The 24,612-nt window shown below is 59.0% G+C and carries 22 protein-coding genes and 1 pseudogene; 13 read left to right on the top strand and 10 right to left on the bottom strand.

Going from position 1 to position 24,612, the window contains the following annotated elements:
* Positions 1–115 precede the first annotated feature (115 nt).
* From ACSQ2Z_RS23280 to ACSQ2Z_RS23290, 3 genes and pseudogenes are all read left to right on the top strand, one after another.
* A complete protein-coding gene (locus ACSQ2Z_RS23280) occupies positions 116–706 on the top strand; it encodes a hypothetical protein (RefSeq protein ID WP_436083596.1) in 591 nt (196 codons plus the stop codon).
* Positions 706–1,125 carry a type II toxin-antitoxin system VapC family toxin gene (locus ACSQ2Z_RS23285; RefSeq protein ID WP_436083597.1) on the top strand — a complete coding sequence of 140 codons (420 nt, stop codon included), beginning with the start codon at positions 706–708 and terminating at the stop codon, positions 1,123–1,125. The genes ACSQ2Z_RS23280 and ACSQ2Z_RS23285 overlap by 1 nt, the downstream gene beginning before the upstream one ends.
* Positions 1,126–1,360: 235 nt before the next feature.
* Positions 1,361–1,721, top strand: a pseudogene (locus ACSQ2Z_RS23290) (integrase); the annotation flags it as partial.
* Positions 1,722–1,946: 225 nt separating this feature from the next.
* Here the strand turns inward: ACSQ2Z_RS23290 and ACSQ2Z_RS23295 are convergent.
* Complete coding sequence (locus ACSQ2Z_RS23295; protein WP_436083598.1) at positions 1,947–4,367, bottom strand: putative bifunctional diguanylate cyclase/phosphodiesterase; 2,421 nt, start codon at positions 4,365–4,367, stop codon at positions 1,947–1,949.
* A gap of 87 nt (positions 4,368–4,454) precedes the next feature.
* Between ACSQ2Z_RS23295 and ACSQ2Z_RS23300 the strand changes: the two genes are divergently transcribed.
* Positions 4,455–5,258 carry a transporter substrate-binding domain-containing protein gene (locus ACSQ2Z_RS23300; protein ID WP_436083599.1) on the top strand — a complete coding sequence of 268 codons (804 nt, stop codon included), beginning with the start codon at positions 4,455–4,457 and terminating at the stop codon, positions 5,256–5,258.
* Positions 5,259–5,567: 309 nt separating this feature from the next.
* Here ACSQ2Z_RS23300 and ACSQ2Z_RS23305 read toward each other — a convergent pair whose 3' ends face one another.
* Complete coding sequence (locus ACSQ2Z_RS23305; protein WP_436083600.1) at positions 5,568–5,927, bottom strand: hypothetical protein; 360 nt, start codon at positions 5,925–5,927, stop codon at positions 5,568–5,570.
* A 153-nt stretch (positions 5,928–6,080) separates the two neighbouring features.
* Entirely contained in the window at positions 6,081–6,653 is a 573-nt protein-coding gene (locus ACSQ2Z_RS23310) for a TetR/AcrR family transcriptional regulator (protein ID WP_436083601.1), read from the bottom strand.
* A gap of 449 nt (positions 6,654–7,102) precedes the next feature.
* On the opposite strand from ACSQ2Z_RS23310, the gene ACSQ2Z_RS23315 reads away from it, so the two are divergent.
* The 8 genes from ACSQ2Z_RS23315 to ACSQ2Z_RS23350 all read left to right on the top strand — a co-directional run bounded on the left by ACSQ2Z_RS23315 (position 7,103) and on the right by ACSQ2Z_RS23350 (position 16,187).
* On the top strand, positions 7,103–8,200 hold the full coding sequence (locus ACSQ2Z_RS23315) for an ABC transporter ATP-binding protein (RefSeq protein WP_436083602.1): 1,098 nt from the start codon (positions 7,103–7,105) through the stop codon (positions 8,198–8,200).
* A 3-nt stretch (positions 8,201–8,203) separates the two neighbouring features.
* Positions 8,204–9,106, top strand: coding sequence for an ABC transporter permease (locus ACSQ2Z_RS23320; protein WP_436083603.1), 903 nt, complete (start codon positions 8,204–8,206; stop codon positions 9,104–9,106).
* Positions 9,099–9,923 (top strand): ABC transporter permease, encoded by an 825-nt coding sequence (locus ACSQ2Z_RS23325; RefSeq protein ID WP_436083604.1) that lies wholly within the window; start codon positions 9,099–9,101, stop codon positions 9,921–9,923. Before ACSQ2Z_RS23320 ends, ACSQ2Z_RS23325 begins: the two co-directional genes overlap by 8 nt.
* A 37-nt stretch (positions 9,924–9,960) precedes the next feature.
* Positions 9,961–10,983, top strand: a complete 1,023-nt coding sequence (locus ACSQ2Z_RS23330) for an extracellular solute-binding protein (protein ID WP_436083605.1) — start codon at positions 9,961–9,963, stop codon at positions 10,981–10,983.
* Positions 10,984–11,065: 82 nt separating this feature from the next.
* Entirely contained in the window at positions 11,066–12,739 is a 1,674-nt protein-coding gene (locus tag ACSQ2Z_RS23335) for an amidohydrolase (RefSeq protein ID WP_436083606.1), read from the top strand.
* 175 nt (positions 12,740–12,914) lie between these two features.
* Positions 12,915–14,273 carry a glutamine synthetase family protein gene (locus ACSQ2Z_RS23340; RefSeq protein ID WP_436083607.1) on the top strand — a complete coding sequence of 453 codons (1,359 nt, stop codon included), beginning with the start codon at positions 12,915–12,917 and terminating at the stop codon, positions 14,271–14,273.
* Positions 14,274–14,275: 2 nt separating this feature from the next.
* The gene (locus ACSQ2Z_RS23345) at positions 14,276–15,580 is read left to right on the top strand and encodes an NAD(P)/FAD-dependent oxidoreductase (RefSeq protein WP_436083608.1); all 1,305 of its coding nucleotides are present in this window, start codon (positions 14,276–14,278) and stop codon (positions 15,578–15,580) included.
* 40 nt (positions 15,581–15,620) lie between these two features.
* A complete protein-coding gene (locus ACSQ2Z_RS23350; protein WP_436083609.1) occupies positions 15,621–16,187 on the top strand; it encodes a cysteine hydrolase family protein in 567 nt (188 codons plus the stop codon).
* A 185-nt stretch (positions 16,188–16,372) separates the two neighbouring features.
* Here the strand turns inward: ACSQ2Z_RS23350 and ACSQ2Z_RS23355 are convergent, their stop codons facing one another.
* A complete protein-coding gene (locus tag ACSQ2Z_RS23355) occupies positions 16,373–16,795 on the bottom strand; it encodes a TetR/AcrR family transcriptional regulator (RefSeq protein ID WP_436083610.1) in 423 nt (140 codons plus the stop codon).
* 96 nt (positions 16,796–16,891) lie between these two features.
* Here ACSQ2Z_RS23355 and ACSQ2Z_RS23360 point away from each other — a divergent pair, with 96 nt between their 5' ends.
* Positions 16,892–17,440 (top strand): DinB family protein, encoded by a 549-nt coding sequence (locus ACSQ2Z_RS23360; RefSeq protein ID WP_436083611.1) that lies wholly within the window; start codon positions 16,892–16,894, stop codon positions 17,438–17,440.
* A 279-nt stretch (positions 17,441–17,719) separates the two neighbouring features.
* On the opposite strand, the gene ACSQ2Z_RS23365 is transcribed toward ACSQ2Z_RS23360, so the two are convergent.
* The 6 genes from ACSQ2Z_RS23365 to ACSQ2Z_RS23390 all read right to left on the bottom strand — a co-directional run bounded on the left by ACSQ2Z_RS23365 (position 17,720) and on the right by ACSQ2Z_RS23390 (position 24,609).
* Complete coding sequence (locus ACSQ2Z_RS23365; protein WP_436083612.1) at positions 17,720–19,492, bottom strand: carbamoyltransferase family protein; 1,773 nt, start codon at positions 19,490–19,492, stop codon at positions 17,720–17,722.
* Between the two features lie 45 nt (positions 19,493–19,537).
* Positions 19,538–20,296 (bottom strand): phytanoyl-CoA dioxygenase family protein, encoded by a 759-nt coding sequence (locus ACSQ2Z_RS23370; protein ID WP_436083613.1) that lies wholly within the window; start codon positions 20,294–20,296, stop codon positions 19,538–19,540.
* 25 nt (positions 20,297–20,321) lie between these two features.
* Positions 20,322–21,164 carry a YqcI/YcgG family protein gene (locus ACSQ2Z_RS23375; protein WP_436083614.1) on the bottom strand — a complete coding sequence of 281 codons (843 nt, stop codon included), beginning with the start codon at positions 21,162–21,164 and terminating at the stop codon, positions 20,322–20,324.
* A gap of 154 nt (positions 21,165–21,318) precedes the next feature.
* Positions 21,319–22,671 carry an ATP-grasp domain-containing protein gene (locus tag ACSQ2Z_RS23380; RefSeq protein WP_436083615.1) on the bottom strand — a complete coding sequence of 451 codons (1,353 nt, stop codon included), beginning with the start codon at positions 22,669–22,671 and terminating at the stop codon, positions 21,319–21,321.
* Between the two features lie 15 nt (positions 22,672–22,686).
* Positions 22,687–23,877 (bottom strand): MFS transporter, encoded by a 1,191-nt coding sequence (locus tag ACSQ2Z_RS23385; protein ID WP_436083616.1) that lies wholly within the window; start codon positions 23,875–23,877, stop codon positions 22,687–22,689.
* A gap of 102 nt (positions 23,878–23,979) precedes the next feature.
* Complete coding sequence (locus tag ACSQ2Z_RS23390; protein WP_436083617.1) at positions 23,980–24,609, bottom strand: pyridoxal 5'-phosphate synthase; 630 nt, start codon at positions 24,607–24,609, stop codon at positions 23,980–23,982.
* Between the last annotated feature and the right edge of the window lie 3 nt (positions 24,610–24,612).

Here is a 24,612-nt window from a genome sequence, read left to right on the forward strand (position 1 = left end):
TGCCGGTCAATCTTGCGTCGCCATCCATCCCACCAACCATGTCCGGCATGGCCAGCGTCGGCGCGTCCGGCGTCCCACGCTTCTGGGCGACCGTCTGGTCCGACGTCCTAAAAACATGGCTGTTGCCTTCGACAATACGGAAGCATCTTTCCGCACTGGACAGGCTTTATGCCGCCGTCCAGCAACAGCGTGGCAGCGTGGCAGCGACTGCCTCGACCGGCTGATTGCCGAGGCCGACGCCGATGCGCTCGAAGACTGTCTCGTCGGATTCCTAGCCCAGCTCCGGAACGAGGCCGACGTCGCTAACATTGACAAGACGTCCACCTGGACGTCGGCGATCAGCTTCGTGACGAACATGCTCCGCTTCGCCGGAAGCGCTTCCGGCGCTCGGGCCTCGGAAATGGAAGCCAAGCTCCTGAGGCTGGACACGCTCTATCGCCAGCTTGTACCGAACCCGAAAACGCCAGCGCCGCCGGTCCGGGCGCTTCCGCCGCTGGTGATCGAAGACCTCTATGAAATCTTCAACCCGGACTCGCCGCACAAAGCCTACTTCAAGACCAGCCTTGCCGAAGTCTGGGACGAGAAGTTTGACACCTTCGTAAGCGCCCTGAGATCAGGCGGAGGATGCTCTACACTGCGATCACCCGCGCGGTCAAAAACGGTCGTGCTGGTCGGCGACGCCGAGGTAGTCTCTGAAACCATCTGATGTCGTTCATTCTTGATGCATCCATCGCTGCAGCCTGGTTTCTTCCGGACGAACAGCACGACGCTGCCGACCGGCTGATAGCCGAGTTGCGCGCGACTGTCGGGCTGGTGCCGGCCTTGTTCTGGTTCGAAACCCGCAATCTGTTCCTGGTCGCCGAACGGCGCGGACGGCTTCGCCCGGGTGAAGCGCTTCTGTTGATGACACAATTGCGAGGGCTGTCTTTGGAAGACGCGGGATCGGGCGGCGACGGATTGGTTCTCGATCTGGTGGCCCGCCACATGCTGACGGGATATGACGCCAGCTACGTCGCGCTGGCGAAAACGCAGGGCCTGCCGCTAGCGACCGGCGATCGCAAAATGGCGACCGCGGCACGAGCCGAAGGGATTACCATTTTGGGACCGCTTGAGCATGAGCACTGATCAGAACTCCGGCAATCCTCCACCTCAGGCGCTGGCCGAGCCAAAAAGCATCCGCGGCGATAAATGCAGTGTGGGATCTTGTGGCCAAATCCAAAAGCGCGGTGCCAGCCAACGCTGCGCATGCGCACGGTAATCTCTATGATGAAGATGGGTCGCCGCGATAGTAAAGGCCTCTCTTCAAAGGCCATGACTTCGGAAGGACCGACATGAAATGCCATCCGCTGTCATCGCGTCAATGATCGACAGTCCAGTCGGAGCACTTCTCAAGCGCGCCGAAGACGCGCTCGACGCCATCCTGCCCTTCGATCGCCGCGATCAACTGGCCGCACTGTTGACCGATGACGATGTCGCGAACCTCAAACATCTGGCGCAGGAGGGCATGGGCGACAATACCCTGCGCGCCACGCCTCCGACCTTGGTTATCTCGAGGCCTGGTGCCAGCTTGCCATCGGTGCTCCCCTGCCCTGGCCGGCGCCCGAAAGCCTGCTGCTGAAATTTGTCGCCCAACATCTCTGGGGATCCGGTCAAGCGAGCCGAGATCAGGCCATGGCATGCCGGTGGAGATCGACGCTGGCTTGCGCGCCCAAGGGCTACTTCCGCACTTTGCCTCGGCGCGTGTGGCCTCGCCGGCGGCAAGCTCTGCCGTGGCCCAGGCCTCGGCGCTCTGCATCAGCGACACAATCTCGCCCTTGAAGCGATGTGATCGTTGCAGGTCGCCAGCGTGGTCCACGTTGCAGCGCGGATCATAGAATACCTCGATCAACTCGCTGGCCGCTTATCGCGCCAACTGCGCCTTCAGAATTTCCAGCTCGGCCTTCGCATCAACCGCGGCGCGGGGCGAAAACAGCGCCTGGAGCGATCGTCAGCAATCCCGCGGCGCTTTCAGGTTTCCGGAAACAATCAAGTTCGCGAAGAGGAACTGGTTTGGAGAAGAAGTAGCCTTGGAGATCGGTGCAGCCGAGGGCGGATAGAAAATCGCGTTGATATTCGGTTTCAACCCCTTCCGCCGTCGTCGAGATACCGAGGTTGCGGCTAAGTGCGACGATGGCGCCAATGATAGCCGCCCCGTTGGCTTTTGTGCCGAGCAGCGAGACGAACGATCGATCGATCTTGATGCGGTCGATGTCGAAGCGCATCAGATGGCTGAGGGATGAAAAGCCGGTTCCGAAATCATCGAGTGAAATCTGAACACCCTGGCTGCGCAGCGACTTCAGTACCGTATAAACGTCCGAATTATCCTCGATGAGCGACGACTCGGTGAGCTCGAGCTCAAGCCGGGAGGGCGGCAGGCCGCTCTCCTGAAGCACGGCGAATACTTCCTCGGCAAAATTTGGTCTCCTCAACTGGGCAGGAGACACGTTGACCGCAACAAATGCGTTTTCAGGCCATTTGCAGGCGGCTCTGCAGGCTTCGCGCAATACCCAGAAACCGAGAGCGTCGATGAGGCCGCCCTCCTCGGCTATAGGGATGAAGCTGGCAGGCGTCAATAGTCCGCGCTGACTGTGACGCCAACGCACGAGAGCCTCCGCGCCCAACGCCGAGTATCCTTCCTGAGCGCGGTGTACCGTTTGGTAATAGACCTCAAGTGATCCGAAGTCTGGCCTGTTCGCAATCAGATCGGACTGTGGACCGTCAGCGGATGGGGCCGTGCCTCTAGCCAGAACTTCCCGCAATTCGTTCTTGAGAATGTCGCGGGCATTCCTGCCGCCGTCCATGGATGGCGAATAGACGCGCCACTGGCCTCTCCCGCCCATCTTTGCCTCGTACAGCGCGACGTCGGCGTAGCGCATGATGTCATCGGCGTTCCGTCCAGCGTCCGGCACGATGGTCACGCCGATCGAGCCGCCGACCCGTGCGACCGCCTCGCCCCTCAAAAGCGGGAACGGTTTGCCAAGTTCGTCAACGATCGCTTCGCATATTGCCGGCAAAACTTGATCATGATCTTTGATGTCCCGGAGAAGCAGGGCAAATTCGTCCCCTCCGAGCCGGGCAAGCGTGTCGCGCGGACGAAGCAGGGCGCGTATCCGCTCCGCAGCCATCCTGATGAGTTCATCGCCGGCGGCATGGCCGAACGTGTCGTTCACGGCCTTGAAGCGATCGAGGTCGAGAAGAGCGACCGCCGAGCGCTCGGTCGAATTCTGTGTCTCGGCCAGGCACTCGTCGAACCTCATCGCGAACAAAGCGCGATTGGGAAGGTCCGTGAGCACGTCATGCAAGGCAAGCTGCCTTGCATGCAGCTCGCTTTTCTTCAACTCGCCGAGACTGCTTCGCAGGCGCACCAGCAGGACCGAGAACAAGATCGCGATCACCAAGGCGGCAATCGAAAGTGCCGGCATCAATCGGCCGATCACCCTCGAACCTGGAAGATCGGGCCGCCATACGATGAAGCCGATCGGTTCGCCATTTGCCGTGGCGTCAATCTGGAACGCAACCTCGTTTTCGTCTGCATCGGCCGTGCGCGCGAAGCGTGCGCCGTTGAGGCCCTGTTGCCGGCTCAATTCGTCCAGCGCCGCTCCATCGATAAACCGCACGACGACCAGGAATTGCCGCATTGGCTGCTGCTGCCCCTCGGCCTCGTTGATGGCGACTACGCCCACGATCGTCGGCCGACCTTCCAGCCGCATCAGATTGGCCAACGCACGATTGGAACGGGCTGCGCTCTCAAGGCGGGTTTTCGTTGAGGAAGGCGTTCGTTCGTTGGAAACCGTGCCTTGTCTCACCTCGAGGCGGGCATCCTGAAGGAGAGGCAAAAAGAGAGGCTTCATCCAGCGATAACGCTTTTCCGTTTGGGCGTCCGCCAGCATGAGCAGTTGAGCCTTCTCGTCTACGACAAAAGCCTGATCATAGCCGAAGGCGGACATTGCGGTGTGGCTGATCGCACTCCCGGCCGCCGCCGTCAGAACTGCATCGAGGGTGGAAGAGCCTCCCGTTGACCGGGCAGCAGGATAAACACGTGTGAGGTAACCGTTGCCGAACTGGCCTATAACATGCGCGACTTGATCGACCTGTTCCCCCAGGCGCGCATTGACAAGTTGGTGCTGTCGATCAAGGGCGGCAGCGTCGCTCTCGGTTCCCGCCCAAAGTGCCGAAAGCACGACAAGTCCGATCGCTCCAAGCCCGCTGACGGCAATAAGAAACAGAATTCTCCCTGAAGCGATCCAGGATTGCTGAAACGTGTTGGAGCTGGAAGGAACAACGATGTGCAAGCGTAGACCCCTGAACACCACGACACGGGCGCTCATCGACGCTAACAAAGAAGCGTTCACGTAGAATTAAAGGCTGCGGCGCACTATGGGGCGAGATCGACTACGCCCCAAGGAGCCCCGACGATGCTGCGCCTATCCATTCACACTATATTGCGCGGAACGTTGGTGGCGAGCGGGATGGGTAGTTTTTTGGGCGCGACCTCGCTCCAGGTGGCTGCGCAAGATCGCACGCCTATGAGAGTTGCCGTCGAAGGTGCATTTCCGCCCTTCAACTATGTCGATGTAAATAGCAAGCTTCAGGGCTTCGACATCGATATTGCCAACGCCCTCTGCGAGGTCGGCAAGTTCGAATGCCAATTCATCATCGAGAAGTGGGACGACATGATTCCCAATCTCGTTGGCGGAAAATACGACGCGATCATCTCATCCATGTCGATGAGCCTTGAGCGGCGTCAAAAGGTTGCCTTCACTGAAAAATACTACAGCAGCCCGTCGGTGTTCATCGTCCGGAAGGATTCTTCGATCAATGACGTCAGCCCCGCCGCCCTGAGCGATAAAAATCTTGGGTTGACGTCGTCGACAGTCCAGGAATCCTTTGCCAACAATCTCTATCCGGAAATGAAAAAGACGGTTTTTCGGTCTTCGCCCGAATTGTACAACGGTCTGGCGGATGGAAGCGTTGACGTTATCCTGGAGGACAAACTCGCCATCTACGACTGGATGGCCAACACGAAGGCGGGAAGCTGCTGCGAGTTCCAAGGACCGGATCTGCTCGACGTCACATACTTTGGCGAAGGTGCCGGAATCGCGCTGCGCCTGGATGACAAGGAGCGTCTTACGCGCTTGAACGAAGCGTTGAAGAGCATCAAGGCGGATGGGACCTATGACATGATCAACGCAAAATATTTCCCGTTCAGTATCCAGTAGTTTCGCCGACCAAATTCCTGTGATGCAGCGGTCCCCTCCCAATGCCAATGGAGCAATCTCACCTTCGTCCAGTGCACCAAGCGTCAAGCTGGGCGTTTGTTGCATTTGCGCAACTTGATGACCTTGAAAAGCCCAACGGCAAAGGATGATAACCAATCGGTCAGCTAGATCAGCGCAGTCGCGAGCAAGGCTATGAAAGAGGGCGTAATAGGCTGCTCTCACCCCTCTTTTCAGGTCGGACTGGCGCGGCCGTTGCGGACTGGCCTTCGCAAGCCGGCGGGCGGTAGCAATTAGATCGATCGACACGGGCTAGCTTGCGATCTTCTGCTGTTCGTTCAAATGGTGTCTGATCTGCGGGAAGTGGCTCTCGCCAAGCGAGATCAGAGCCTTGCGGACTTCTGTCGGAAGTCCGAAGGTGATTTTCGAGCTGATCGGCCGGTCGACGAAATTGTAATTTACGTCGACAAGCAGGATTGGATCGCCGTCGAAGTCGCGATCCGCGCGAATATCCGCACCCGCGAAACCGGCCAGCCCCAGGCGGTCGCGAAGAACCTTCTCCACGGCGCGCTTTACGTTGTTCGGAATGTCCTGATCCTGGTTCGCCACCACACGGGTTGCTTCGCGGACAAATGCTCGCTTTCTGCTCGATCGTACATCCGGGTCGGACATGCCCTGCGGTTTCCCTACTGCGGCCCGCTTGCTTTAACCAAAAGCCCGGGGCGGGAGGAAAGGCACCGCGGAAGAAGGCCGGGGTTACCGGGGTCTCGCCAACCAGAACGACCTTGGACTTCGTGTGTCGGCACTCTTAGCCGGTTCCTGGAGCTACTCCTCGCCAAAGATCAAGCTTAGCAGCTCCCTAATTTGCGGCAGGAGCGCCTCGAAATGACTGTCCAGACTCATGTCGTCATCCTTGATGAAAGCAATGTAGTGCGCATTCCAATGGTTGTAGATAACGGCCGCGAGAGCCGCAGCATCGAAGGCGCCCCCCCTACGCGTCTCGCTCGGCTGATCCCTCAGGACGCTTTCGATTTCGTCCCTCAACACCGCGTCGATTTGCACATAACGCTGAACAAACTCCGATTTCGGCTGGCGGATGGCTGCTGAGTCGGCGTAGCGCCAGACCGGCTTGTTGAAGATCTGCATCGAGTATTTTGTGAAACGCGTGAGCAGGTCGGTTAGGTCTGCCGCCAGCCCCTTGCCGCTTCGTCTCGCAATGCGCCTGTTGCTCTCAACCGCCCGAACGTGTCCGTCAAGAATGATGGCGAGCAACAGTTCGTCCCTGGTGCCGAAATAATTGAAGACTGTCGGCGTCGAAACACCGACCTCCGCGGCAATGGCAGCCATCGTCGTGCTTTCGATTCCGTTCTGTTCGAACAGCCGTTTCGCGACGGTCAAGATGGCGTCCCGACGCTGACTCTTCTGCCTCGAACGCAGCCCCGGCGGATTCTCCTCAACCGACCTCTTCCTCATTTCATGCCTTTCTTTTATTCAATAAAATATTTTATTGACACAAATTATTTATCGCATACGGTATGCGCATAGACAAACATAAAAACAAGAATGGGAACGATGGAAATCAAGCAGATGATGAGGTTCCGCGCCTGAGAAAAACGGCAGCGGTAGAGCGCTGACACTGCCAGCACGTCTGGCGGTGGCGTTCTGCGACCTGCCATATGCATTTCAGGTTTGGCATAGGTGCCCCACCGCGCAACGAGGTTTCTCGTTGCAGCGCGAGTGCTCGTGCGTCCGTCGGCACCTTGGAGATCAAGCGAAGGCCTTCCCGCAAGGAAGTACCCGACCGCATGCCGATTTCGCGCAGCAATTTGAACTGAGCTGGGGAGCAGATGACTGTACAATCGCGCGCCACGTCCGGAAGTGCCGTCAACATACTCGGCGTCATCAAGGATTTCGACACGTTCCGGGCTGTCGATGGTGTCACCCTGCAAATTCAGCCCAATGAATTCTTCACGCTGCTCGGCCCCTCCGGATGCGGCAAGACCACCCTTCTCAGGTTGCTGGCCGGATTCGAGACCCCGACATCCGGCGGCATTCTACTCGGCGCAAAGGACATTTCGCGCCTCCCGCCCAACCAGCGGCCGATCAACACGGTCTTTCAGAACTATGCCCTGTTTCCCCATTTGACCGTTGCCGAGAACATCGGCTTCGGACTGAAGATGCAGGGTCGGCCGAAGTCCGAAATCGCAACGACCGTCGAAGAAATGCTGCGCCTGGTCCGGCTGGAAGGGCGCGGCGACAGGCTCGTGACCAGGCTTTCGGGCGGCCAACAGCAACGCGTAGCGCTTGCCCGTGCTTTGGCGCCCAGACCACAAGTTCTATTGCTGGACGAACCACTTTCCGCGCTTGATCTCAAGCTGCGGCAATCGATGCAAATCGAACTCAAGCGTCTTCAAGCCGAAACCGGCATCACCTTCGTCTTCGTCACCCACGACCAGGAAGAGGCGCTAACCATGTCAGACCGCATTGCGGTCATGAATGCCGGCCGTATCCTGCAAGTCGGCTGCTCCCGGGATATCTACGAGCATCCGGCCGACAGGTTCGTTGCGGGATTTATCGGCGAAACCAACTTTCTTCAGGCCGAACTTAAAACCGTCGATGGCATCACCGGAGCCGTGCTGCTCAAGAATGGTGTGCAGGTATCGGCCGGCCTTTCGGAAACGGCCCCGCGCCAGGGCACGGTTACCATTGTCATTCGCCCCGAACATATAGAAATCGCAGCACCTGGCGCAGCAGGCTCGATCCCCGCGACAGTCAGGACAGTTGTCTATTTTGGCACCGACACGCACATCCATGCCAACCTTGCCGATGGAACACCAGTCGTTGTCCGCCAGCAGAACCGCAGGGACGGCAATGGCATCCCGCAACCGAATACCGCAATCGGCCTCATAATCCCGGCCGGAGCCTCACAAGTGCTGAGGGATTAAGCCATGACATCCGATGCCGATATCGCGGAAGCTCACATCAGCCACAAACGGTGGCTTACCCTGCCTGCACTGTTTTGCATCCTGGTGTTCGGCGTTGTGCCTCTTCTAACGGTGCTGCTCTATTCCCTCATGAAGCCATCGGAATATGGCGGTGTCGTTCCAAAATTCTCGTTCGATGCCTATGTTTCGTTGCTGTTCCAACGGGACATCTTCGATGATACCCTCACCTTCTCGCCGGACTACCTGCTTATCTTTGCGCGGACGCTGTTGTTCGGTGCGGCCACAACCCTCCTCTGCCTGCTGATTGGGTTTCCGACTGCCTATTACATGGCGACCCGGCCGCAGCATACCCGCAACAGATGGGTGCTGCTGATCACCATCCCCTTCTGGTCGAATCTGCTCGTCAGAACCATCGCCATCATGTTCATCATCCGCGACGAAGGCCTGATCAACATGATCCTGATGTCATTGGGTCTGGTCGACAGGCCGGTCGGCATGATTTTCACCGATTTTGCGGTGATACTCGGCCTGATCTACAGCTTCCTGCCCTTCATGATCCTGCCGGTCTATGCGGCGCTCGAGAAGATCGATTTCCGGCTCGCCGAAGCCGGCTTCGATCTCTATGCCTCGCGCTTCCAGGTTTTGTGCCGGATCATCATCCCGCTTGCCATGCCCGGAATCATCACCGGCTGCGTTCTCGTATTCATCCCCACATTCGGCGCCTATGTGACGCCGCTCCTGCTCGGCGGCGGCCGTCATATGATGATCGGCGACCTTATTGCGCTGCAATTCGGCTCGTCGCGGAACTGGCCGCTGGGCTCGGCCTTTGCCACCGTCCTCATGGGTTTCGTTCTATTGGCGCTCTACTTCCAGGCGCGCAAGGCGATGGAGATCAGTCATGGCTAAGGCTTTCATCAAAGGCGTGACCGACGTCAAACGGCAACCCGGTTTCGGCCTGATCGCCGGCGTCTGTATCGCCGTCCTCTACCTGCCACTGATGATCATTGCGGTCTATTCATTCAACGCCGCGAGCAATATCGGCGCCAGCTGGAACGGCTTCACCGTCGACTGGTATGCCTCAGCGCTGCAAAACAGAGAGTTCTACGACTCGGCCATTCTCTCCATCGGACTGGCATTCGCCGCCATGGTAATATCCACCACTCTGGCGACGGCCGCCGCCCTGGGCACGACACGCGGTAGACCCTGGCGCGGCCAAACGGCCACCTTCGTCGCGATCACCACACCGCTGGTGGTTCCCGAGATCGTGACAGGCATTTCCCTCCTCGCCTTCTTTGCCGCCATCGCTGCGCTTGTCGATATCAATCTCGGCCTCGGCAAACTGTTGATCACCCATGTGACCTTCTGCATCCCCTTCGCCTACCTGCCGATCAAGGCTCGACTGGAAGGCATGGATGACACCCTCGACAGCGCGGCCGCCGATCTCTACGCCACCCGCTGGCAGACATTCCGCTATGTGACCCTACCCCTGCTCGTGCCGGGTATTTCCTCCGGCGCCGCCCTCGCCTTCATCGTTTCTTTCGACGATTTCACCATCACGCAACTGATCGCCGGACCGGGGGAAACGACACTTCCGCTCTACATCTACACCCGCATCCGACGGGCTCTGACCCCGGAGATCAACGCCATGTGCACGCTGCTGCTGTTGATCTCATTCATCTTCATTATCCTGTCCTTCGGCATATCAAAGCGCCGGAGCCAGTGAAGTTCGCGTACCTCCTCCAGAAGAAAGAACTTGTGACATGCTGAAATCTTCCTGGCTTGCCATTGCAGCATTTGCCCTGTCCGCCTACTCGGCCTTGGCCGCAGGAGAGCTGCATATCTACAACTGGGGCGAATACACCAACTCGAAACTGATCGAAAAATTCGAGAAGGCCTACAACGTCAAGATCACCCTGGACTTCTACGATTCCAACGAAACGATGATGTCAAAGGTCCGCGCCGGAGGCTCCGCCTTCGATATCGTCGTGCCAAGCGACTACGCCGTTGCGATCATGATTGACACGGGCATGCTCGAAAAGACCGAGCCAGCCTCGATGGCAAACTTCAAGAACATGGACCCGGCGATCGTCGACATCTATTTCGACAAAGGCCGGCATTATTCCGTGCCCTGGCAGCTCGGGTTGACCTCCTTCGTTGTCGACACCGCCGTCTACAAAGGTGACATCAATTCGTACTCCATCCTCTTCGATCCTCCGGCCGAACTAAAAGGCCGTATCAACATGCTCGACGACATGACGGCGATCATGCATGCGGCGGAACGCTATCTGGGATTCCCGCGCTGCACCTCGGACAAGATGCAGCTGAAGGCCGTCAACGAGCTCCTGAACAAAGCAAAACCTTCCTGGCGCACCTTTTCCTACGACTCGCTCCAGCTGCTCGCCGCCAAGGACGTCGATGCGGCGATGATTTGGAATGGCGCAGCGTTTCGCGCACGTGCTCAGCGTAACTCTCTGGTCTTTGCCTATCCCAAGGAAGGGATCGAGGGCTTCATGGACAATGTGGTCGTGCTCAAGGGCGCTGCCAATCTCCAAAATGCGAAGCTCTTCCAGAACTTCATCATGGATCCGGAAAACGCCGCCCTGATTTCCGACTTCGCCAAGTACAACAACGGCATTGTCGGATCGGAAAAATACCTCTCCCAGGATTTTAGCGACGCGCCCGAGATCAAGCGCCCGGAAGGTGCCACGCCGGAATATGTGGCGCCGTGCTCGTCCGAGGTCGTCACGATGTACAACAAGATCTGGACGAACCTCCGCAAGTAACTCGCCCCAACTCCCAAAGCACCCACCTGCCGGCACCAGGCCGGCGGGCGGTGGCCGATCGCCACAAAATCTGGAAGACGACATGAAGCAAGAACCCGCCGATCTCATCATTCACAGTGCAAAAATTCTCAGCATGGACGATGCCCAGCCGAGAGCCGAGGCACTCGCGCTCCGGCACAACCGGATTCTTGCTGTCGGCAGCAATGACGACATCCTGAAATTGGCAGGCGCATCGACACGTCTGGTCGATGCACGCGGCGCAACCGTCCTTCCGGGGTTCAACGAAGCCCATATGCACATTTTTAGCGGTTCGGTCGGGCTGACCGAACTCTCACTGTTTGGTGTGCAGGGCTTCGAGGCATTTGCACGCACGGTGCGAGATTATGCAGCGAGCAAGCCGGACCTGACGCTGTTGGTTGCCCAACAAGCGGACTACTCGATCCTCGGCCGGAACGAACCGGTGACGCGCCATCATCTCGATCGTATCCTCCCTGACCGGCCGTTCCTCATGTATGCGCCCGATCACCATACGGCCTGGGCGAATACGGCGGCACTAAAGGCGGCCGGCATCCTGGGAGGCCGCGATGTCGGCGTAGGCAACGAGATCGTCATGGGACTAGACGGCCTTGCCGGCGGCGAATTGAAGGAAGCCAACGCGATCAGCCCGGTCGCGCGGCTGAGTCAGACGGGAGGGCGCGAAAGCCTCGGCGTGGTAACCGGCGGCGATCCTCATTCCGTCACGCCGGAGGAAAGGCAAACCGATATCGCCGTCATTCGCGAGGGCCTCGACTACTGCGCCTCGCTCGGCATTACCTCGATCCAGAATATGGACGGTAATCTCTATCAACTTGAAATGCTGGAGGAGATCGAACGCGAAGGCGGCCTGCCGACAAGGATACGTGTCCCGTCCCATATGAAGAACTTCATGCCGCTTACGGAGATCGAAGAGAAGGCTGCATCCTGGCGCGACCGTTTCAACAGCGACCGGCTACGGTCGGACTTCGTCAAGGTGTTTGTGGACGGGGTCACAGAGTCGGGAACGGCGTTCTTCATGGAAGACTATGCCGACGAGCCTGGCTGGCGCGGCGAACCGCTTTTCACACAGGACCATTTTAACAACGTCGTCGCACTGGCCGATCGCCTCGGTCTGCAGGTCGCGGTCCATGCCATCGGCGATGGCGCGGTAAACATGGTCCTGAACGGCTATCAGGCAGCCTCGGAAGCCAATGGTCGGCGCGACAGCCGCCACCGGATCGAACATATCGAAACGGCACTCCCGAGCGATTTTTTGCGTTTCGCGGAACTCGGCGTCGTGGCATCCATGCAGCCGACCCATCCACCCGGCTCCGCCGGCCTGCCGCTCGAACCCTATTTGAGCCGCATCGGCGAACAGCGGTGGCCGCACGCCTTCGCATGGCGCGCACTCGCTGACCTGGGCGTGAAGATCGTCTTTGCGACAGACTGGCCGGTTTCACCGCTCGATCCGATGTATTGCATCCAGTGTGCGATGACCCGCGAGACCTGGAAAGAGGACCTGCCTGACCAGCGCCTCTCGCTCATGGAAACGCTCGCCGCCTATACGCGGACCAGTGCCTGGGTCGAATTCATGGAAGACCGAAAGGGCGTGTTGAAGCCCGGCTATCTCGCCGACGTTGTCGTGCTGAGCGGAGATATCGAGTCGGCGGCATTCGACCAGCTCGCAACGCTTCGACCCGTCATGACCATCTGTGATGGTCGCATCACATACGAGGCCTGATCATATTGACCGCCTTCCAGACCCCAATTCCATCTTTCCGGCAAAGACCATGCCCTTCAACAATTACCTGCGGTTCTACATTGGCGGCCGCTGGGTCGCACCGCTTGCAAAAGACACCGCCCCGCATGCGTTTTCTGCAATTCATGCAGCGATTTGAGGACCGATCTGGTGGATCATGATTGATGAACACGAAGCCATAGAATTCTTTCGCAACAATCCCGATATCGAAGTGCTCGAGGCGTTCGTGATCGACGTCAATGGCGTGCCGCGCGGCAAATGGATCCCGCGGGAACGCGCGGTCGAGGTGTTGACAAAGGGCATGGCGATCCCGCGCTCCGTCTACGCTCTCGATGTCTGGGGCCGGGACGTCAATGCGGCGGGCCTCGCCGAGGGGACGGGCGACCCGGACGGGATGTGCTTTCCCGTTGCGGGATCGCTCGCCCGCATCAGCTGGCTGAAAAGGCCGACAGCGCAAGTGCTGCTCTCCATGCGCAATATGGATGGGACCGGCTTTTACGGAGACCCGCGCCAGGTGCTTGCGGCCGTTCTCGAACGATACCGGAAACGGGGCCTCACGCCGGTCGTCGCAACCGAGCTCGAATTCTATCTCATCGACCCGGTGCGCTCGGCGCTCGATCCGGTGCGCCCACCCAATACGCGCGAGGGCCGCTGGCATACGGGTCAAACCCAGGTCTTGTCGATCGCGGAATTGCAGGATTTCGAGGATGTGTTCCATGAGATTTCGACAACCTGCCGCGCGCAGGCTGTACCGGCCGATACGACGCTGCGCGAGAACGGTCCCGGTCAATACGAGATCAACTTGAAACACGTACCGGACGCCCTGAAGGCCGCAGACTATGCCGTGCTCCTCAAGCGCATCGTCAAAGGCGTTGCGCGCAAGCACGATCTCGACGCCACTTTCATGGCAAAACCCTACGGCACCCAGGCGGGAAGCGGCATGCATGTGCACTTCTCGATCCTGGACGAGAAAGGCCGCAACATTTTCGTCGGCGGCGACCAACCCGCGGAGACGCTGCTCCATTCCGTCGGCGGGCTATTGCAGAACATGGGGGACAGCATGGCCGTATTCGCGCCGCATGCGAATTCCTACCGACGCCTGCGCCCGAGCGAACACGCACCAACGTATGCTTCATGGGGCTATGACAACCGTTCCGCGGCGGTTCGCGTGATCACGACCAGCAAGCCCGCAACCCGGATCGAACACCGCGTCGCCGGCGCCGACAGCAATCCGTATCTCGTCTTGGCCCTTATCTTGGATGCAGCCCTGATGGGCATGAACATGAAAGTGAAGCCTGGAGGCGAGATCACTGGGGACGACCATGCGCTCGATCATGAGCCGCTGCCGACCAACTGGGACTATGCCCTGCAGCGCTTTTCAAAGTCCGGCTTCGCCTATAGCGCGTTAGGGCCGGCCTTTCGTTCGCTCTACGCCAGTTGCAAGCAACAGGAACTGTCGGAGTTCTCGCTCCGCGTCACAGATGTCGAGTACGACGCCTATATCAGGACGGTGTAGTCATGACCACTCACGCACAATTCGCCTCCAATCCGGGCCACGCCGCGTCCTGGTATGCGGCGTCGGCCAATCAAAAATCGGTCCGCCCGGCTCTGCAGGGAGAGATCGCGGCCGATGTCTGTATCGTCGGCGCCGGCTTCACCGGTATTTCTGCCGCGCTCGAACTGTCGGAACGCGGCTACAAAGTCGTCGTCCTCGAAGCCGAGCGCATCGGCTTTGGTGCCTCCGGCCGCAATGGCGGCCAGATCGTCAACGGCTACAGCCGCGATCTTGAAACGATCGAGCGGCGCTATGGCCAGGAGAAAGCTCGCGCGCTCGGGGCGATGTCGCTCGAAGGCGGCGACATCATCCGCGGAAGGATCGAGAAATACGCCATCGATTGCGATCTCCGCCATGGCGGCTTCTTCGCCGCATTCACCCAAAAGCAGATCCGCAGCCTGGAAGCCGTCAAGGCAAAGTGGGAGAGACACGGGCATGAACATCTGGAGATGGTCTCGCATGCGGCCGTGTCCAAATATGTAAAGACCGATCGCTATGTCGGTGGCTTGATCGACAAGTGCGGCGGCCATATTCATCCGCTCAATCTTGTGCTCGGCGAGGCCGCGGCCGCGGAGTCGCTAGGCGCCATCATCTTCGAAAATTCTCGCGTCGAAAAGATCGGAACTGGAAACGACCCGGTCGTTGCCACGTCGAAGGGTACGGTGCGGGCGAAACATGTCCTGATCTGCGGCAATGCCTATCTCGGCAAGTTGTTTACGAAAATAACAGACCGGATGATGCCGGTGTCCAGCCAGGTCATGGTCACCGAGCCTCTGGAACCCAAATTAATCGAAGGACTGCTGCCGGCAGACTATTGCGTCGAGGACGCCAATTATGTGCTCGACTATTACCGCCGCACCGCCGACAACCGCCTCCTCTATGGCGGCGGCATCGGCTATGGCGGCCAGGATCCCAAGAACCTCACCGCGATCATTCAACCGAACATGCTCAAGACGTTTCCGGCATTGGCAAAGGCGAGGATCGAATTTGCCTGGAGCGGAAACTTTGCCCTCACCCTGACCCGCATTCCGCATGTCGGACGCATTTCCGACACCGTGTTCTTTTCGCATGGCGACAGCGGCCATGGTGTCACCACGACGCATCTGCTCGGCAAGATCCTGGGCGAAATGGCGGCCGGCCAGGCCGAACGCTTCGATGTCTGGGCGTCGCTTCCCAGTCTGCCGTTTCCGGGCGGGAAGGCGCTAAGGGTTCCTCTTACCGTCCTCGGCGCTTGGTGGTACGGAATGCGAGACCGGTTTGGGTTATGAAGAAGGCCACCGATACACATCAAGATTTTGCAAACCAGCCATGATCAAAGGAGGAAAAATGTCTCGGAAAGCATTGATTTTGGTCGACTTTCAGAACGACTACTTTGAAGGTGGCGCGCTCCCACTTGTCGCTCCCCTGGCGGCCGCAACCAACGCACGTCGGGTTCTCGATGATTTTCGCTCCAAAGGCGCTTGTGTCATCCACATCCGCCATCACGCAAGGGAGCCCGATGCGACCTTCTTCGTACCTGCAACGTGGGGCGCGGAAATCCACGCCCTCGTTTCACCCGCAGGCGACGAACCTGTTCTGACAAAGTCGAACATCAACGCTTTCCTCGATACCGGCCTGAAGGACCTTCTTGAAGAACGGAGTATCACAAACGTCGTGGTGGCCGGAGCCATGAGCCACATGTGCATCGACGCTGTGGTGCGCGCCGCTTCGGATTTCGGATTCTCGCCAAGCGTCATCCAGGACGCGGTCGCCACCAAAGACATGGAGTTTGGCGGGCGGCTCGTCCCCGCTGTCGACGTGCATGCGTCCTTCATGGCAGCTTTGGCCTTCGCCTACGCCGAAGTGGTTTCTACCGATGACTATCTCGGAAGATAGTTTCGATCCGCGTGGCGCAACAGCATGGTTGTGGCAGGTTGCCTCGCCTTAACGCCCACGCGAAGCCGGATGAGTTCACTCTGCACCATGAGGTCACCCAACATGCCACGGCGCGCTGCATTGTGAATCACCCCGTCTATCGCATCGGAAATGATCAGCGCGTTGGTTCGATCGCTCTTGCCGGGCTAGCGATTTCGACAGCTTGCCTCTGCATAGTAGCCGAGATATTCGATTTCAAATTCAAACTCGCTGTTGGGGTTGCGATAGTCGCCCGAACTTGGGGATTCATCGAACAACACCCTATGCGGTCCAGGGTAAATGCTATGGACGGCAATCATCGCGCGAACGAGGTTCGCCACGAACTGCATGGGTGACAGCCCTGGGGTTTTGGAGTTTCGCACAACGACGAGACGGCCATCGAGATGCCGGCGGCAGATCGCATCGACCAGAGAAAGCTTGTCCGGAAAATACTGATACGGCGAACCGATGACTCTGGCCAAATCTGCGGACCCTGTTGGTCGTAAATCCGGCCCTTCATCGCTCGAGCACCAGCCCAGAGGATCGTTTCGTGTCGCGCGGGAACGGGCCTGCCGTGGCTGCTTGCGCATTCCCGACTGCTGCGTTGAAATGCAAGTAGACAACGGAGCCGCCTTGTACAGAATGTGAGTAGCCTCGTATTCCCCAAACTTGGAAGGGCCGCCCTCATGAGCATGTTGCTCCAAAAACTGTATGGCTATCACGCCTGGGCAAATACTGACCTCTTCGACAAACTGGGGACTTTGGATCAGGAACGGCACAGGGTCGAGCTGCACACCGCCTTGCGGCTGATCAATCATTATTACATCGTGGCCCGAATCTTCGGAGCGCATCTAGTTGGCGCGCAACATGGCTATGCCTCCGACAATACGCAGGAGACGCCAACGTTGGGTGAACTGCGTGCTGCCGTAGCATCTACCGATCAATGGTATCTCGATTACCTTCGCGGCGTCTCGCCGGAAAATCTGGCGGAGACCATTCCCTTCACTTTCACCGACGGCGACAAGGGTTATATGACCAGAGAGGAAATGCTGACCCATGTTGCCCTGCACGGAGGTTATCATCGGGGCGAGGTTGGCCGGATACTCTGGCAACTCTCCATCACCCCGCCTTGGGACATCTTCGCCCTCTATCTTCACCAAAGCGAGCCGGAACGGCGACAGCAGGGTGGCGCTTTTCCATCTCAGATGCGTAATGCTGGGCCCAGTGGTAGTTAACGCCCAATTTGCCATACCAACGCATCGCCCAAAAATCACCTCACCCCCAAAATGAAGCCATTTGAAATCGCTCCTCAAAAATTCCACCAAAAATCGGCCGCACGGTCCGATCAATTTATTGCTGCAGAGCACTCGTGACTTCGTGCGCCTTCCGTTCAAGACTCACACAGCGTATCAGTATTTTCGGACCGCGTGGTCCAGGCGCGGTTTCATTCCACGTGCCGTACGGAGAGGGCCGAAACAAAGGTGCGCGCACAGGCCAGGTGTTGCCTGGATCGGCTAGACCAAATTTAGGCCACCATGGATGCTGAGTTGCGGCACTTGGATACTACGCTCGACGTGAGTTGCCTTCGCCGGCTCCTTTTCCAGCACGAAGTCCCCGATATAGAGAATGTCAATGCCTGTGGAATAGAAGCAGCGGACCGCGTCGGAGGGACTGGCGACGATGGGCTCGTCCATGACGTTGAAGCTGGTGTTCAGGACCACTGGATGGCCAGACAGCTTTCCAAATTCACGGATCAGGTCGTAATACCGTTCGTTACAATCCCGTCGGACCGTTTGTAGGCGGGCCGTGTCGTCGACATGGACGATCGCCGGAATTTTTGCCCGCATTTCTTCGCGAACTGGGAAGACCGTCAGCATGAACGGCACCTCGACCGTCGTCTCGAAGTAATCGCTGGCCCGTTCCGCGATGACGGAAGGCGCAAACGGCCTGAAGGCCTCCCGGTGCTTCACTTCGGCGTTGATCTTGTCCTTCATGCCGGCGCGCGTCGGATCGGCTAGGATGCTGCGTCCGCCGAGCGCGCGCGGTCCGAACTCCATCTTTCCCTGAAACCAGCCGATGATCTTGCCGTCGGAAAGTGACCTGGCCGCCTCCAGGCATACATCGTCCGACTTGCGATAGGTAACTTTCGCGGATTTCAGGAAGCGTTCTATCTCCTGATTGGCATATTCGTCCCCAACGAACGGATTGACGTGATAGAGCTTTTCCCGGTTCCCGAGGATGTCCTTGTAGACATAGGCCGCAGCGCCGATCGCCGTTCCGTTGTCGCCCGCGCCGGGCATGACGTATATGTCGTCGAAGTGGCCGGCCTGGAGAATCTTGCCGTTGGCGACACTGTTGAGCGCGACACCGCCGGAATGGACGAGGAAGGGCAGTTTCGTCTTCGCAGCCAGCATCGACGTCATCTTCAGGACATTCTTTTCCAGAACCGCCTGGAAAGCCGCTGCCGCGTCGCGATGATGCTCGCGAATCTCTTCACCTGGCCCGCGGGGCACCCCCAAAGCGGCTATCAGCTTTTCGCTGCAAAACCGGCCCGTGATGGACGCCGGCAGGTCGAACCAGGAGAGATCGAGCTCCACCGCGCCGTCATCCTTGACCCGCACCATTTCATCGACGATGTCGAAGAAGCGCGTCGGGTCGCCGGTCGGGGCGAGCCCCATCGTCTTGCCCTCGTCATATTCTACCTTGAATCCGCAATATTCCGTCACCGCGGAATAGAAGGTTCCGAGCGAGTGCGGGAAAAGGGTTTCGCTGAATTGCGAGAACGCTCCATTCCTGGCCTCGCCCATCCAGACGGTTCGCCACTCTCCGCCGCCGTCGATGGCGAGCACCGCCGCCTCGGTCCAGGGCGAGACGTGGAAAGAACCGATGGCATGGGAATAGTGGTGATCGACGAAGTGCACGTCCGGCCTGCGCGCCTTGCTCACGGGCCAACTGTGGTTGTACCAGTTCCAGAAGGCCAGATGCTTCTGGTTCTGGCCGCCGATCTCGGAATACAGAAACTCCCGCGCCGCCGCCCCGAGCGATGCAGCATACTGCACTTTCTTCGCAACGGCGATATCCGGATTGACCGAAATCGCGATGTGGTCGATTTCGTCCAATGTCAGATTGGCCTGCTTCAAGCATCTTGCAATAGCGCGTACGGGGAACTTCGAGGTGTGCTTCTCCCGTGAGAGCCGTTCCTCCTCGATTGCGCATTTGATCTCGTTGTTCGAGATGACGCAAGCAGATGCGTCATGAAATATGTAGTTTAAGCCGAGGATATTCATCTATACCTCCTAGGAAATACTATAATCGAATTGCGATGATGACGTTCATTGCAACGGCAAGAAATCGACACCCGCGTCGCCGCGCCGGTTATACTGCTCACCTCCGCCAAGGAAGGTTGGAGCATGGTCGCGAAGATTGAAGCCGAAGAGCTGACGCTGCAGGGGGGCCGTAAGGGCAAGCACCGTTGCCGGCGCCGGCTGAAGGCAGTCGACATCCCGCCGTTTCATCCAGAACCTCCCGAAGATTGGAAAGAGCGCCCAGCAATCGATACCGGGGCCATCCAGCGATGCCCGATGCCAGAGCGCCGAGTCGTGAATGATAGCTGCGCCTCTTTTGACCGGAACCGGGACTTGATCAGGCAGGTTTCCATAGAGGGTGGGGGGGCCCTCGTCGCGGCGGTGCGACCCAGGAACCACCATCAGTGGACCCGCCCCGACCGGCGTGTCCTGTAGATAAATGGCCATGCTGATCGCCAGCGTCTTGCTGCAGGAGAAATCCGTGTCGCGATGCCATTCCGGTTCGGCGTCGTCCGAACGCGTCCGCAGAAGATCGAACTGCAGCAACTGCATGTCCTGCCCGATCAACGCTTCGGCGACCCCGATGGGAAGCGGGGCGTCGAACATGCGGAGAAAATGCGGGCGTCGGAAGCAGGATCGTTCGTTCCAGGAATTGCGGTGCGGTTCGCGCGCACCCATGTCCTGAGCGACGGAGCGAATTTGGGAAAGCGGGTCGTCAAGTAGAATGTCGGGGACCAAGATGTATCCCGACTCGTCGAATTGTCTTATTTGCGTTGGCGTCAGCATGGCAATTCCTTGATCTCGTCGCGGCTTAGCTTTTTGCGTGAAAGGGGCATTGCTTCAGAGACAGGGAGATCGGCGTCTCATTGTCGTCCGACAGGACATATTGGCTGCGCTCTGTCCCGACGGCGCCCTCGCCGTAAGCAGATGAGCTCCACGGCGCGAAGGGCAGGCCGTCGTCATAGTCCTTTGTCCGCTCTCGGATCATGCTTCGCACGCGGCGGCCTTTGTCAGTCGGCCCCGCCACCCGATCGAAGACGTCTCGCGGTGAGATGATGAGAGCCATGCAGACGCCCAGATTGCGGGAGAGCCGGGCGTGATTTGCCGGCGTCGAGAAATTGATGAACAGGCCGCGGCCGGCGAAAGCGAACGACCACAGCGGATCGTTCTCGTCGGTGGGAATTTCGGCAGGCCACGGAGCCGGATCGCATTCGTGCAGTGATTGCAACAGAGCCTGCGCCATCGTTCCGTACTCTTCAAGCGGGCTGTCCATCATCGGCTTGATAAGGACCACCAGGACCTGGAAATCCACCTTGTTCGGCGGAAGATCGGCAAGGCTGTCCAAATAGGCGACAATGGCGTCGGCGATATGCTTGACGTCGCCTTTCTCGGTCGCCGTCTCAGCAAACGCATAGACCAGCTGACCGTTCCGCTCGGCCGTTGTCGCGAAGGTGCAAGGGAACCGTTGATCCAGGACGACCCGCCGGAACGATGTTAAGCCATCCCGAGCCCACTGTGGCAGGTGCCCCGCTTGGAAGCCCCCAAGCACCGCCTTGTCCCAATAGGGCAGACCACTGTTCGGCTTCAGGCGGTGGACGGCCTCGGTCTGAAGTTTCCTCGCCGGCTCGGCAGAGGTATCCACTGCGATGTTCATTGTTCAATCTCCCTATTGAGCGCCGCTTGAAGGGCGCGCAAATGGCCTCCGGCCCGCCATCGCCCATGGCGCCGTCTCCAAAAATAAAATTGCGTCAGTCAGTTACCTGGTCATCGTGAGACGGACCACGCCGAACCCGCAGTGCAGATCCGGATCAGTGCAATTCCTGCTCGATGAAGATCCTTTCCGCACTGTCCATGATCTGCCTCTGCGACTGGATCAGAATATCGACGGTCGGGGCCTTCAGGAAAACGTTGGCAATGTAGTTCATCGACCCGAGATGCGGGTCGTAGGCCCTTGACCGTGAACCATTCTCGATGTCCGCACTCCACGCGATCTCGTATTCCACCTCGGGATCGAGATATCGACGAAGGTCGAGCGCCTTGTTGACCTTCGGGTGCCTTTCCCACGGAACGCCACGGGAATCCTGCGTGATGATCGCGACCGGTCCCGCTGCGCCATTCCTGGCGAGATGCTGGAAGCCCGGAACATTGAAATCCTCTCCGAGGAGCGCCCGGGCGAGGCAGCCGATCATATCCACGTCGAACACTTCCAGGATTTGCCTGGTCATGAGGGCTCCCGGCGTGCGGGCTGCCGATTCCACCATGCAGAGTTCGCCATCGGCCTGCAGCTTGATCTCGGTATGGGTTGCGCAGGTCTCGAGCTTGAGCGCGTCCACGGCTCTGCGCGCAAAGTCCACGATGAGTTGCTGCTTGTCCAGGGACAGGATCGACGGCGTGATCTGCCCGATTTCCGTAAAGGGCTGTACGAGCGGATACTTCGAAGTGACGGCAATGGGCTGATAGACGCCGTTGACCACCAGGCCCTCGACGCTGACCAGGTCGCCAAAAGGCCTGTCGCCATACCACCACGTGGCATCGGCATCGATCATCTCCTCGAGAATGAATTCGGGAGCCAGCAGCCCGTCTACGACGCCGAAAGACCGTTCGGCGGCGAGGCGTTCGATTAACGCGGTGTTCTTCATCCAGATCGCTTCGAGATCGTCGCCGACATCGATGATCGTGTGCCCCGCGGACATTGCGCCCTCGGTCATCTTGAGCACCGCCGGCAGTCGCAGTTCGCCAACCGCTCGCCTCAGCTCGTCAAGGCTCGTCACACGGCGGAACGGCGGGTTCTTCACGCCTGCCGCCTCGAATGCGCTTCGCATCTGCCACTTGTTGCGGGAGAGCTGGACATACTGACCGGCTCCATTCAGTTCCGCGCGCCGCGCTGCCACGGCAACGGGACCGACCGAAAATTCATCCAGGGTTAGAACCCCATCGATCCGGTACGCCTTAATGGCCTCGAGGACCGCAGCGGCAAGGTCGTCCTCGTCTTTGACTGTGCAACGGATCGCCACATCGGCCAGCCGTTGAATGGCCTCGACCTTGGCCGCTGCAAGCGTGTCGGTATAAAGCACGTGCACGCGACCAAGCGGCTTGAGGCGCGCCAGCGCAAAATCGATGGGGGGACCACCGAAGCCGGCAACCAATAGAATGTTCTTCATCGTATCGCTCCAGGTTTAAGCTGCTTTTGCAGCGGCTTGTTCGGAACCCTGCCGCATCAGCTCGGCGGCAAGCGTCGGCTCGTGTTCACGAACCAAGAGCAGGAGCAGGCCGCCAAGCGTCGCCATCACGCCGGAAAGCGCAATCGCCATGCTCGATTGGCCCGCCTGCAGCAGCAATCCGTAGGCGAAGGCCGCCGCAGCGCCGCCGATGTAGAAGGCGAGCTGCCGGCTTGTCGTCGATATGATGGATTGCTCTTTGGTGAAGGCGGAGATCGTCACCGCATCCAAAATGGGCATGAGCATATAGTTCATGGCGATGCGCATGAAGTAGACGACAAGGAAAAGGGCGATGGCCGGCAGTGCCGCCTGTATGGCAAGCGCGAGCGCCGTAATCACCGTGATCAGCAGGATCAACGTGCGGTGCGCGGCCATTCGCTTGAACGAGGGTGCCAGCAGCGCGCCCGTGAGCGCAAAGATCTTTTCGGCACCAAGTACGACCGCGCTCGTGCTCACCGACAGGCCGTAGTCGGACGTCAAGATGATGTTCGAGAAGCGGAAGACGAGAAGGATGGACCCTCCGAGGAAGAACGAGGATACAAACAGCATCAGCAACGGCTGCCAATCGTGCCGTTTCATGCCCTGTATGCGAACACTCTTCACCTCCTCCGGCTCGCCCATTCTGAGGGAAGCTTCGCGAAAGCCGCACATGACGAGCGCAAATCCACCGGAAAGAAGCAGGAGGAGAACGTAGCTCCGTTCCGGCGACATGAGCAGCAACCAGTTCAGGCCGGCGGCGAAGACCGAGCCGAGCATGGTGCAGACCAAGTAGGACGCGAAGAACAGGCTGAACAGCTGGACGCGCCTGTCAGCGCTGACGCGGTTCCCGAAGATGGCGGCGCCGGTCGAAAGCATGCCGATGAAGCCGCCGGACACGAAGCTCAGCACGATACTCGTCACGAGCACCGAATGACACAGCGGGATGAGGAACAGCGTGAGCGCAAACTGCCAGGAGGCCAGCCTATGAACCGGCCGCAAGCCGTAGCGCCGGGACGCGAACCCCTGCAGGAGGACGGCGATCCCCATGCCGATCATGGAGATCGAATAGATCTGCCCGATGGCGACTTTGTCCAGGCCTTGATTTTCAAGGTAGAAGTTGAAGACGGCGTCGAAGCTGCCGTTCGCCAGCCCCATAAAGCCGGATGCCACCAGGAAATTCCTCGTATTTGCATCAAAGTTCGCGTGTGTTTGACCAAAGGGCCGCATCTTACCTCTCCCTGCAATCTGGACCGTGAATCCCGTGAAGGGCCCTCAAGGCTGGAGCCGATACCGGGTCCAGCCCGACCGGGTAGTCTGGTATTTAAGCCGCTTGTAGAGCCGATCGGGCGAAAATTGCCAAAACTCGACCGTTGTTGGGCGAATGAGGTAGCCAAGCCAGCCTGCTGGCCGTTCGAGCCGATCGGACGACGCTGACAACATTGCTGCCCTCGCCTTCAAATCCGCCTCGTCCAGCAACGGCTGACTCTGGCGGGTGGCGATCGACATCGCGCAGGCCTCTCTCGGCCGGCCAAGCCAGAGCCGCTCGGCCTCGGCCGAGCAAAGCACCTCGGCGCGGCCGCTCACGATGACCTGCTGCTTCAGTTCCCGCCAGTAGCACACGCCGGAAACCGTCCCGGTTTCAGCAATGTCTCTGCCCTTCGGGCTGCCCGCATGCGTCGCGAAAACAAGACCGTCACAGCCAACTTCGAGAACCTGAATGGTCCTGCTGGAGAGGGCGCTGTCGACACCCAGTGTCGTCAACGCCATCGCTCCCGGCTCCAACACCTTCGCCGAAATGGCCTGATCGAACCATGCCTTGACGGCATCGAGAGGGTTCTCCGGTTCGGCCAGAAAAATGTCCGTACACGGCACTGCGGCAACGGGTTCGAGAATATGCTTCATAAG

It is taken from the genome of Pararhizobium sp. LjRoot235 (genome assembly GCF_964254145.1).
Lineage (GTDB): Bacteria > Pseudomonadota > Alphaproteobacteria > Rhizobiales > Rhizobiaceae > Pararhizobium.

Bases quoted from the DNA above. Each gene is read 5' to 3' on its own strand.
- ACSQ2Z_RS23370 (WP_436083613.1), bottom strand. From the start codon at position 20,296: ATGCTGACGCCAACGCAAATAAGACAATTCGACGAGTCGGGATACATC.
- ACSQ2Z_RS23325 (WP_436083604.1), top strand. From the start codon at position 9,099: ATGGCTAAGGCTTTCATCAAAGGCGTGACCGACGTCAAACGGCAACCC.
- ACSQ2Z_RS23390 (WP_436083617.1), bottom strand. From the start codon at position 24,609: ATGAAGCATATTCTCGAACCCGTTGCCGCAGTGCCGTGTACGGACATT.
- ACSQ2Z_RS23350 (WP_436083609.1), top strand. From the start codon at position 15,621: ATGATCAAAGGAGGAAAAATGTCTCGGAAAGCATTGATTTTGGTCGAC.
- ACSQ2Z_RS23375 (WP_436083614.1), bottom strand. From the start codon at position 21,164: ATGAACATCGCAGTGGATACCTCTGCCGAGCCGGCGAGGAAACTTCAG.
- ACSQ2Z_RS23330 (WP_436083605.1), top strand. From the start codon at position 9,961: ATGCTGAAATCTTCCTGGCTTGCCATTGCAGCATTTGCCCTGTCCGCC.
- ACSQ2Z_RS23285 (WP_436083597.1), top strand. From the start codon at position 706: ATGTCGTTCATTCTTGATGCATCCATCGCTGCAGCCTGGTTTCTTCCG.
- ACSQ2Z_RS23340 (WP_436083607.1), top strand. From the start codon at position 12,915: ATGATTGATGAACACGAAGCCATAGAATTCTTTCGCAACAATCCCGAT.
- ACSQ2Z_RS23305 (WP_436083600.1), bottom strand. From the start codon at position 5,927: ATGTCCGACCCGGATGTACGATCGAGCAGAAAGCGAGCATTTGTCCGC.
- ACSQ2Z_RS23345 (WP_436083608.1), top strand. From the start codon at position 14,276: ATGACCACTCACGCACAATTCGCCTCCAATCCGGGCCACGCCGCGTCC.
- ACSQ2Z_RS23300 (WP_436083599.1), top strand. From the start codon at position 4,455: ATGCTGCGCCTATCCATTCACACTATATTGCGCGGAACGTTGGTGGCG.
- ACSQ2Z_RS23365 (WP_436083612.1), bottom strand. From the start codon at position 19,492: ATGAATATCCTCGGCTTAAACTACATATTTCATGACGCATCTGCTTGC.
- ACSQ2Z_RS23360 (WP_436083611.1), top strand. From the start codon at position 16,892: ATGAGCATGTTGCTCCAAAAACTGTATGGCTATCACGCCTGGGCAAAT.
- ACSQ2Z_RS23335 (WP_436083606.1), top strand. From the start codon at position 11,066: ATGAAGCAAGAACCCGCCGATCTCATCATTCACAGTGCAAAAATTCTC.
- ACSQ2Z_RS23320 (WP_436083603.1), top strand. From the start codon at position 8,204: ATGACATCCGATGCCGATATCGCGGAAGCTCACATCAGCCACAAACGG.
- ACSQ2Z_RS23355 (WP_436083610.1), bottom strand. From the start codon at position 16,795: ATGCGCAAGCAGCCACGGCAGGCCCGTTCCCGCGCGACACGAAACGAT.
- ACSQ2Z_RS23280 (WP_436083596.1), top strand. From the start codon at position 116: ATGGCTGTTGCCTTCGACAATACGGAAGCATCTTTCCGCACTGGACAG.
- ACSQ2Z_RS23295 (WP_436083598.1), bottom strand. From the start codon at position 4,367: ATGAGCGCCCGTGTCGTGGTGTTCAGGGGTCTACGCTTGCACATCGTT.
- ACSQ2Z_RS23380 (WP_436083615.1), bottom strand. From the start codon at position 22,671: ATGAAGAACATTCTATTGGTTGCCGGCTTCGGTGGTCCCCCCATCGAT.
- ACSQ2Z_RS23315 (WP_436083602.1), top strand. From the start codon at position 7,103: ATGACTGTACAATCGCGCGCCACGTCCGGAAGTGCCGTCAACATACTC.